The organism is Streptomyces sp. BR123 (genome assembly GCF_013401435.1).
Taxonomy (GTDB): Bacteria; Actinomycetota; Actinomycetes; order Streptomycetales; family Streptomycetaceae; genus Streptomyces.
Window position 1 is genome coordinate 1 of the sequence record NZ_JACBGN010000288.1, and the last position, 9,059, is coordinate 9,059.

Below are 9,059 nucleotides of genomic sequence, written 5' to 3' on the forward strand. Positions count from 1 at the left end.
GGTGGTCGGAGTCCGTTACCTCGGGGCGCCGAAGTTCTGGGTCCACCACGGGCCGCCGTCGCCCTTGTGGAGACCTATGCCGATCTCCTTGAAGGCGCAGTTGAGTATGTTGGCCCGGTGGCCGGAGCTGTTCATCCACGCCTTCATGACCGCATCGGCGTCGGCCTGGCCGCGGGCTATGTTCTCGCCCAGGTTGGACCACTTGTAGCCGGCGGCCTCCACCCGGCTGGTCATGGTGGACCCGTCCGGTCCGATGTGCGACATGACACCGGCGCGGGCCATCGTGTCACTGTAGCCCCGGGCGGCGGCGCTCAGCTTGGCGTTCGTGCTGAGCGGGCTGCAACCGGCGGCGGACCGCTCCTTGTTGACGATGGCGAGGACGGCGGACTCGGCGTCGGCGTTCACGGTGCCGCCGGAGCTCCCGGACCCGCCGGACCCGCCGGACCCGCCCGAACCTCCGGAGCCGCCGCCCGAGCCCGAGGCGGGCTTGCTCGCGGGCTTGCTGCCCTGGTCGGGCGTCGACTTGGCCGCGGAGTCCTTCTCCTCGGCGGCCGGACCGGAGGGGGTGGCGGATGCCGAGGCGCCGGCCTCGGGCGAGCCGGAAGGACTCGGGCTCGCCGAGGCCGAGGGCTCGGTGGTGGGGGCGGAGGCGGTCGGGATGGCGGTCGCGGACCTGTCGGCGGCGCTCGCCGAGGTCGTCTTGCCGGCGGCCCCGCCGGCCCGCTCGTCCACGCGGGCGTCGCCGTCGGAGTCGGCCACGGCGACCCCGACCGCCACCGCCGCGGCCGCCGCGGTGACGGACAGGACGATGCGGGTACGCGCCGTCTTCCTCCGTCGGGCCTCGACGCGGGACGGGGTTCCGGTGGTTCGGCTGCGGCTCATGCCGGTGACACCTCACTAGGGCAGGGGGAGTGGAACTCCGTCCGAGCCTAGGGCGGTGACCAGCGGAAAAACCCGTCCGGAGGGGTTCTTCAGGTTCCCTTAAGGAAGCCCGAAGGGTCGGCTCAGGAACGAGTCGGGCAAACCTGCTGATTCGGAACTCGCGGCAGGAGCGGAGGGGTTGGCGGTCGGAGCGGGTGCACCCGCCGGCGAAGGAAGCCCCTACGACGAGCGCGTCTCCGCCAGGTACGACCGCAGCTGTTCCGTCAGGGGTGCGACGGATGCGGGGTCGCACGACAGGACCAGCACGAGCCTGCCGAGTTCGATGCCCTCGGGCTTCCCCGTGTACGACCACCGCCGCCCGGCCCGCAGCAAGCAGGTGAAGAGCGCATGCTGTCCGGAGGCGTCGCCCGGCAGTACCTCGTCCGCGGCCTCGATGACCAGTACGTGGCGGTCCGCAGGCAGCCAGTGCAGATCGCGCAGACAGTCGGAGAGGGCGTTCCAGTTCCAGCCGAACCAATCGGGCAGCCGCAAAGCGTCGTAGAACTGCAGGAAGACGGCATCCGTGTCGCGCATCTCGCGGCCGTCGAGCCGCGCCGCGTACGTCCTGCCCGTCACGGGGAACAGCAGGTCGACGGGCACCGCCCCGTGCTGCGGAACCACGTGCAACCAGGGCGCGATGTGCACCGCCGCCCTCCCTCCCGTGAACCCGGCGTCGACCACCGCCGGTGCCGGCAGCGCAGTGGCACAGTCTACTTCGGGGCGAAAGCTAGTGCTGTGACCGCATAGGTTCACCGGATTGGCGGGTGGCGCGGTTGGATGGGTGGTGACGTCCATTCCGATTGCTGGAGGTGGGGTGGCCGAGCCTGTGCGGGTCCGCAGACTGACCGATCAGGAAGGACAGAAGCTGCAGCAGATCGTCCGCCGGGGCAGCACCAGCTCGGTGCGCTACCGGCGGGCAATGATGTTGTTGGCGTCCGCCGGCGGGAACCGGGTGCCGGTTATCGCCCGGTTGGTCCACGCCGACGAGGACACTGTGCGGGATGTGATCCACCGGTGCAACGAGATCGGTCTGGCCTGCCTGGACCCTCGATGGGCGGGAGGCCGTCCCCGCCTGCTCACCCCTGACGACGAGGACTTCGTCGTCCAGACGGCCACCACCCGCCCCGCCAAGCTCAGCCAGCCCTTCACCCGCTGGTCGGTACGCAAACTCGCCGACTACCTGCGGAAAGTACACGGACGCATCATCCGTATCGGCCGGGAGGCCTTACGCTGCCTGCTCCGGCGCCGCGGCATCACCTTCCAGCGCACCAAGACCTGGAAGGAGTCCCCCGACCCCGACCGCAACGCCAAGCTCGACCGGATCGAGCATGTTGTGGAACGCTTCCCGGACCGGGTCTTTGCCTTCGACGAGTTCGGACCGCTGGGGATCCGGCCCACCGCGGGCTCCTGCTGGGCGAAGCAGGGCAGGCCCGACCGGCTGCCGGCGACCTTCCGCCGCACCCACGGCATCACCTACTTCCACGGCTGCTACTCCGTGGGCGACGACACACTGTGGGGCGTCAACCGCCGCCGCAAGGGCACCGCCAACAGCCTGGCCGCACTGAAGTCGATCCGCGCCGCCCGGCCCGACGGCGCCCCGATCTACATCATTCTGGACAACCTCTCCGCCCACACCGGCGCGGACATCCGCCGCTGGGCGAAGAAGAACAAGGTCGAACTGTGCTTCACCCCGACCTACGCCTCCTGGGCCAACCCGATCGAGGCCCACTTCGGACCGCTGCGGCAGTTCACCATCGCCAACTCCCACCACCCCAACCACACGGTCCAGACCCGGGCCCTGCATGCCTACCTCCGCTGGCACAACGCCAACGCCCGCCACCGCGACGTCCTGGCCGCCGAACGTAAGGAACGCGCTCGCATCCGCAGCGAGAGAGGCATCCGCTGGGGCGGACGCCCACTCGCCACTGCGGCCTGAGCGAACCGGTGAACCTATGCGGTCAGAACAACTAGCGCTGACTGGGCATCGGCTCGGCAACCTCCGAGAAGGCGCCTGATAGGTGGTCCCGGTCAGCCAAAGTGACCTATCCATAGGGTATTTTGACTGGCCTTCTATCTCAAACCGACTATCCAGGACGAATGAAAGGAGAGCACCATGAGCATCACCAGGACCGCACGTAGGACGCGGGCCAAGATGACCGTGTCCATCGCGGCCCTGGCCGCGGGCTCACTCATACTCACCGCCTGCAGCGGAAGCAGCGGCAGCGCCAGCAAGCTCGACGGTACCTACTACGTCAAGGACGTCAACGGCACGTCCGACCTCGGCCAGCTGGTCGTCAAGGGCAACAGTGTCTCGCATCATGAGTACAGCTGCGACGGTGTCTACGAGAAGCCGGGCGTGACCAGCACCGGCGAGTTCAACAAGGATCAGTCGCAGATCATCTGGACGGTCGCCGGAGACGACAGCCGCAACAAGCGGACCGGCAGCGAGTCGATCTCAACCAGCACCACCTCGATCAGCATCAGCGGTAGCGCGTACGTGCGGGACAACTCCGATGCGGGCAAGGCTCTTTTGGACGGCTTCAAGACCAAGTGCGGGAAGTAGCGTCGACGTCCCGCTCGGCCGGCCAAGCAGCGCAGAACCCCGTGGGCATCGCGTCCACGGGGTTTTGTCCTTCCTCGGCTGGTCAAGCCTCTGACGTCTACTCCTGAAGCTGCAGCGCCCGGTATTCCTCGATCGTCTCCGGCGGCTGGCCGTATTTCGGGGATGTCGCTCGACGAAATCGAGTTCGGCCCATGCCTCTGGCCTCCGAATCCTCGACTGGGCCACCACGACGAACATCACGGCGCTGACGCCGATGTTGGACAGACACCACCCCGTCAGCAGCACCATCAGCACCACAGGCAGATCATTCTCGATCTCCATGGTGCCCAAAACGCCCAAGCCTGCGCCGTTGACCAGAAGGTCCGCCACGTACCCCTCGAACGAGCCGACCAGACGCGCCAGGATCCTCGGCTCGTCACGATGCCGCACGGCGCGCACCATCTCGCCGACGAACACCACGGTAGCCACAGCCGCCGCAGTGCTCAGTGCCAGCTCACGGATCCCGGTGATCCACCATCGCGCCGAGATCCACCAGCCACGCGGGAACTCGCCGCGAAGCCTTGATCCGGGCCTCATGCTCCCCTCCTCCTCACGCTCCTCAAAGGACGACGCACCGGGTGAGGGTGATCGTTCTCACCGGGTGCGTCAGCCCTCCACGCTCGCCGTCGATCGGACGATCAGTCTCCCTCGCGCCGGCCTCGGCGGAGGCCACCGGCTGGCTGCTGCTGCGGCTTTGGGGGCCAACTCCCACCACCCCAACCACACGGTCCAGACCCGGGCCCTGCATGCCTACCTCCGCTGGCGCAACGCCAACGCCCGCCACCGCGACGTCCTGGCCGCCGAACGTAAGGAACGCGCTCGCATCCGCAGCGAGAGAGGCATCCGCTGGGGCGGACGCCCACTCGCCACTGCGGCCCGAGCGAACCGGTGAACCTATGCGGCCAGAGCACTAGGCGTTGAAGTCGGGGAGGATCAGGGAGCCGTCCTCGGCGAGGGTGAAGCCGGGGTTGTGGGCGATCTCCCAGGCGTGGCCGTCGGGGTCGGTGAAGACGCCCGAGTAGAAGCCGATGGCGTTGACGGCGGCAGGCCGGGTGACCGTGCCGCCGGCCCGGGCGGCGGCGTCGAGGACGGCGTCCACCTCGGCGTCCGTACGCACGTTGTGAGCCAGGGCGATGCCGCCGAAGCCGGGCGGCGGCGGGGTGCCGGGGAGACCGCAGTCGGCGGCCAGTTTCCCGCGGTCCCACAGCACCAGGGCCAGGCCGCCCGCCTGGTGGAAGACCGTTTCCTGGACTTCCGTACCGCGCCAACCCAGCTCCGCGTAGAAGCGCTTGGCGCGGGCGAGGTCCGTCACGCCCAGGGTGATCAGGCTGATCCGCTGTTCCATCCCGCCACCGTAGCGGCCGGGCACCGCCGCGCCCGGGAGGCGCCGGCCGGCCCGGGCGGGCGGGTCAGGGCAGGAGCTGGCGGGCGAGTGCATCCGCGGCCCACTCCTCCCAGCGGGCGGGGGTCCAACCGCGCCGGGTGACGAGCAGGTCATAGGTTTCCGGGCCGAGCACGGTCAGTGCGATATCGGCCGCCGCCGCACTGTCGTGGCCGTGCCGCAGGGACCCGGAGGCCTTCTCGTGCAGCGCCTGCGCGAAGCGGAGTTGGACGGCGTGGCGCTGCTCGTGGTTGAGCCGCCACAGCTCGGCCAGCTCCGGATCGGCGGTCGCCGCTCCCCGTACGACCTCCAGGACCGGCGCGGCCCGCTCCAGGATGCGCCGGGCGCCCGCGGCCTGGAGGGCGAGCTGGGCGGCGGGGTCGGGCTCGTCGAGGACCTCGCGGGCCCAGGGTCGGTCCAGGGTGGCGACGGGGTCGGCGTCACCGGCGACGGCCGTGTCGAGGAGCTCCTTCAGCAGTGCCCGCTTGCTGCCGAACGTGAAGTACACGGTCTGCACCCCGACCTCCGCGGTGCGGGCGATGTCCTCGACGGTCGTCCCGGTCCAGCCCTTCTCCGCGAACAGACGGGCGGCGGCGTCGCGCATCCGCTGGCGGGTGCGGCGTGCCTTCTCCGCGCGGGTCACGGGTGCTGCCACCGGCTCTCCTCGGATCCCGGGAACTTTGACTGTAGTGAGACTACAGTGTATTTCACTGGAGTATGACTACAGTGAAATTGGGTCGCGTCCTGGTGGTCGGCGGTTACGGCGCCGTGGGCGCGACGGTGGCCGGCTCGCTCGGCGACTGGTTCCCCGGGCGGGTCGTCGTGGCCGGACGCGACGAGGCGAAGGCGCTGCGGCTCGGCGGCGTCCGCGCCGACGTCACCGATCCCGACGGCTTCCGGCGGACGCTCGACGGCCTCGGCGACGTCGCGGCGGTCGTGATGTGCGTGGAGCCGCCCGACGCGGGGATCGCGCACGCCTGCCTCGAACGCGGCGTCCACCTGGTCGACATCGGCGCCACCCGGCGGCTCCTCGACGGCGTCGGGGAGCTGGACGGCCTCGCCGCGGCCAGTGGAGCCTCGGCCGTGCTGAGTGTGGGCGTCGCCCCCGGGCTGACGAACCTCCTCGCCCGCCGGGCGGACGAGGCCGTCGGCGGCGCGGAGCGCATCGACCTCACGGTGCTGCTGGGCGCGGGCGAGCGGCACGGCGCCGACGCGGTCCGCTGGACCGTCGAGCACCTGGCCGAATCCGCGGCCGTCCGCCCGCTGCGGGTCGAGCTGCCCGGATACGGCCCGCGCACCGCGTACGCCTTCCCCTTCTCCGACCAGTACACGCTGCCCCGCACCCTCGGAACCGCACAGGTCGCCACCCGCCTGTGCCTGGACTCCAGGGCGCTGACCTCCACGCTCTTCGCGCTGCGGCGGGCCGCCCGCCGGCCGGCGGTGCGGCAGGCCCTGACCGCCGTCCTCCGCAGGGTCCACGCCGGGGGCGACGGCTTCGCCGTACGGGCCGACGCCCGGCGCGGCGACCGCCGCGCGGCGTACGCGCTCACCGGGCGCGCGCAGAGCCGCGTCACCGGACTGGTCGCGGCTTACGTCACCCGCGAGTTGCTCGCCGGCTCCCTGCCCGCCGGGGTCCGCCACATCGAGCAGCTTCCGGCCCTGGCCCGCCTCCCGGAGGAACTCGCGGAGCACGGAGTCGGCCTGCAGCGCCTCGACGGACCGCCGGAAGGATGAAGGCGGGCTCCGGCCGGCCAACCCCCTGCAAGGGGAAAACGCTTGGACGGCTCGGGCGGCCCTGCGGGACACTGCGGATCCTGTCCTGCCGGTCCAACAGCACAGGGTTGCGATGGGATCGTCTGAAACACCCCACAGTCCACCGCGCAGGGGCTCGGTGCTCCTCGCGCTCCGCTTCTACTCGAGGGAGCTGGCCCGGCTGCGTCGGTTGACGGCGCCGGCGATGCTGGCCCCGGCCCTCGGCAACATCGGCATCAACTACATTGCGCCGCTGATCGTCGCCAAGCTCGTCGGCCGCATGGCCTCGGACGAGGACATCGGCACCGGGGCGGTGCTGCCCTACGTCCTCGGCTTCGGCGGCGTCCTGCTGCTCGCCGAGACGCTGTGGCGCATCGGCCTGCACTGCCTGAACCGCCTCGACGCCCTCGGCATCGAGCACCTGTACGTGATCGGGATGGACGAGCTGTTCGCCAAGGACGCCGCGTTCTTCCACGACAACTTCGCCGGCTCGCTGACGAAGCGGGTCCTCAGCTTCGCCTCCCGCTTCGAGGAGTTCGTCGACACCCTGACCTTCTCGGTCCTGGGCAGCTTCGTACCGCTGGCCTTCGCCTCCGTCGTGCTGTGGTTCTACGAGCCGCTGCTCGTCGTGGGGCTCCTGGTGATGATCGCCGTGACGGCTCTGGGCGTGGCACCGCTGATCCGCCGCCGACAGGCCCTCGTCGACGAGCGCGAGGAGGCCATCGCCCGGGTGTCCGGCCACGTCGCCGACAGCCTGATGAACATGGACACGGTCCGGGCGTTCGCCGCCGAGGAACGCGAGGCCGCCGAGCACCGGTCCCGCGTGGCGGAGTCCCGGCGGCTCATGCTCCGTTCGTGGGACTACGGCAACCTGCGCATCGACACGCTGGTGGCGCCCATGTCCGTCCTGACCAACGCGCTGGGCCTGCTGGTCGCCGTGGCACTCGGCGCGGGGGAGCACGGGGTCGAGGCGGTCATCGTCGCCTTCGCCTACTACTCCAGCGCCACCCGGATCATGTTCGAGTTCAACCAGATCTACCGCCGTCTGGAGAGCTCGATGACGGAGGCCGCACAGTTCACCGAACTGCTGCTGACACCGCCGACCGTGCTCGACCCGCCGGCACCGGAGCCGCTGCGGTCCCCGGCCTCCGCCGACGTCCGCTTCGATCGGGTGACCTTCGCCCACGGCGGAGGGAAGCCGCTCTTCCAGGGTCTCGACCTGGACGTGCCCAGCGGGGCGAAGATCGGCCTGGTCGGCCGGTCCGGCGGGGGCAAGACCACGCTCACGCGGCTGCTGCTGCGGATGACGGACATCGAAGCCGGCCGGATCCTGATCGGCGGCCAGGACATCAGCCGGCTGGCCCAGGCCGACCTGCGGAGCCTGATCGCCTACGTGCCGCAGGACCCGGCGATGTTCCACCGCACCCTGCGGGAGAACATCGCGTTCGCCCGGCCGGAGGCCACCGACGCCGAGATCCGCCGCGCGGCCGACGCGGCGCACGTCACCGAGTTCGCCGATGGCCTCCCGCACGGCTTCGACACCATGGTCGGCGAACGCGGCGTCAAACTGTCCGGCGGGCAGCGCCAGCGGGTCGCCCTCGCCCGGGCGATCCTGCGCGACGCCCCGATCCTCCTGCTCGACGAGGCCACCAGTGCCCTGGACTCCGAGAGCGAGGTCCTCGTCCAGGAGGCGCTGTGGCGGCTCATGGACGGGCGGACGGCGCTCGTCGTGGCCCACCGGCTGAGCACGGTCGCGAACATGGACCGGCTCGTCGTCCTCGACCGCGGACGCATCATCGAGCAGGGCACGCACGACGAACTCCTCACCTCGGGCGGCGCTTACGCGCGCCTGTGGCAGCACCAGTCCGGCGGCTTCCTCCACGACACCCCGACCTCCACCACCATCCCCGCCCCGGGCAGCGTCCCCTGACCCCACGTCCGGCTCCGCGTCCACTCCCACTCCCGCTCCCCGAGCCCGCACTCCGCGTCACACGCGGGGTGCGGGCTCACCGGCGTGGTGAGAGGGGATTGCGTCTTCCGTATGGCACTCGGGCGTATGGCACTCGGGCGAGAGGCGAAGGCCCGGCTCGGCCTCGCCTCCGGCCGTCCGCCGTGTGCCGGACGGCCGAGGTCATCCTCGCCTCTTCCTCGGCCGGACCGCGCTCGTGCTGATCAACGGGGAGTGCGCACCGCTGCTCGCGCTCGGCCTCCCGGCCCGACGTCCCGTACCCGTACCCGTACGCACCCCCTCACCGCGTGTACCGGCCGCGACGACGCCCCCGTGGTCATGCCGGGTACGCCAACACCGTCCGGCTGATCATCAACCGTCTCGCCGCCCTCCTCACCCACCCTGACCGGCTGCGTCCGCCAACCGCGACCCGGAACCCGCGCCGGATCCCGCCC

At 70.8% G+C, this 9,059-nt stretch carries 8 protein-coding genes and 1 pseudogene; 5 read left to right on the forward strand and 4 right to left on the reverse strand.

Going from position 1 to position 9,059, the window contains the following annotated elements:
* Window positions 1-15: 15 nt before the first annotated feature.
* Together HYE82_RS29965 and HYE82_RS37370 are read right to left on the reverse strand one after the other, a co-directional pair.
* Entirely contained in the window at window positions 16-882 is an 867-nt protein-coding gene (locus tag HYE82_RS29965) for a CAP domain-containing protein (RefSeq protein WP_179177329.1), read from the reverse strand.
* 219 nt (window positions 883-1,101) lie between these two features.
* The gene (locus HYE82_RS37370; protein ID WP_309144494.1) at window positions 1,102-1,560 is read right to left on the reverse strand and encodes a barstar family protein; all 459 of its coding nucleotides are present in this window, start codon (window positions 1,558-1,560) and stop codon (window positions 1,102-1,104) included.
* A 175-nt stretch (window positions 1,561-1,735) separates the two neighbouring features.
* On the opposite strand from HYE82_RS37370, the gene HYE82_RS29975 reads away from it, so the two are divergent.
* From HYE82_RS29975 to HYE82_RS38555, 3 genes and pseudogenes are all read left to right on the forward strand, one after another.
* Window positions 1,736-2,857 (forward strand): IS630 family transposase, encoded by a 1,122-nt coding sequence (locus tag HYE82_RS29975; protein ID WP_309144491.1) that lies wholly within the window; start codon window positions 1,736-1,738, stop codon window positions 2,855-2,857.
* Between the two features lie 177 nt (window positions 2,858-3,034).
* Window positions 3,035-3,484 (forward strand): hypothetical protein, encoded by a 450-nt coding sequence (locus HYE82_RS29980; RefSeq protein WP_179177331.1) that lies wholly within the window; start codon window positions 3,035-3,037, stop codon window positions 3,482-3,484.
* A gap of 739 nt (window positions 3,485-4,223) precedes the next feature.
* Window positions 4,224-4,415: pseudogene (locus HYE82_RS38555) on the forward strand (IS630 family transposase); the annotation flags it as partial.
* An 18-nt stretch (window positions 4,416-4,433) separates the two neighbouring features.
* Here HYE82_RS38555 and HYE82_RS29985 read toward each other — a convergent pair.
* Window positions 4,434-4,868 carry a VOC family protein gene (locus HYE82_RS29985; RefSeq protein WP_179177332.1) on the reverse strand — a complete coding sequence of 145 codons (435 nt, stop codon included), beginning with the start codon at window positions 4,866-4,868 and terminating at the stop codon, window positions 4,434-4,436.
* A gap of 64 nt (window positions 4,869-4,932) precedes the next feature.
* Window positions 4,933-5,559: a helix-turn-helix domain-containing protein gene (locus HYE82_RS29990; RefSeq protein WP_309144492.1), complete on the reverse strand. Its 627-nt coding sequence runs from the start codon at window positions 5,557-5,559 to the stop codon at window positions 4,933-4,935.
* Between the two features lie 71 nt (window positions 5,560-5,630).
* Here HYE82_RS29990 and HYE82_RS29995 point away from each other — a divergent pair, with 71 nt between their 5' ends.
* Together HYE82_RS29995 and HYE82_RS30000 are read left to right on the forward strand one after the other, a co-directional pair.
* The gene (locus tag HYE82_RS29995) at window positions 5,631-6,638 is read left to right on the forward strand and encodes a saccharopine dehydrogenase NADP-binding domain-containing protein (protein WP_309144493.1); all 1,008 of its coding nucleotides are present in this window, start codon (window positions 5,631-5,633) and stop codon (window positions 6,636-6,638) included.
* A gap of 112 nt (window positions 6,639-6,750) precedes the next feature.
* Window positions 6,751-8,586 (forward strand): ABC transporter ATP-binding protein, encoded by a 1,836-nt coding sequence (locus tag HYE82_RS30000; protein WP_179177334.1) that lies wholly within the window; start codon window positions 6,751-6,753, stop codon window positions 8,584-8,586.
* Window positions 8,587-9,059 lie beyond the last annotated feature (473 nt).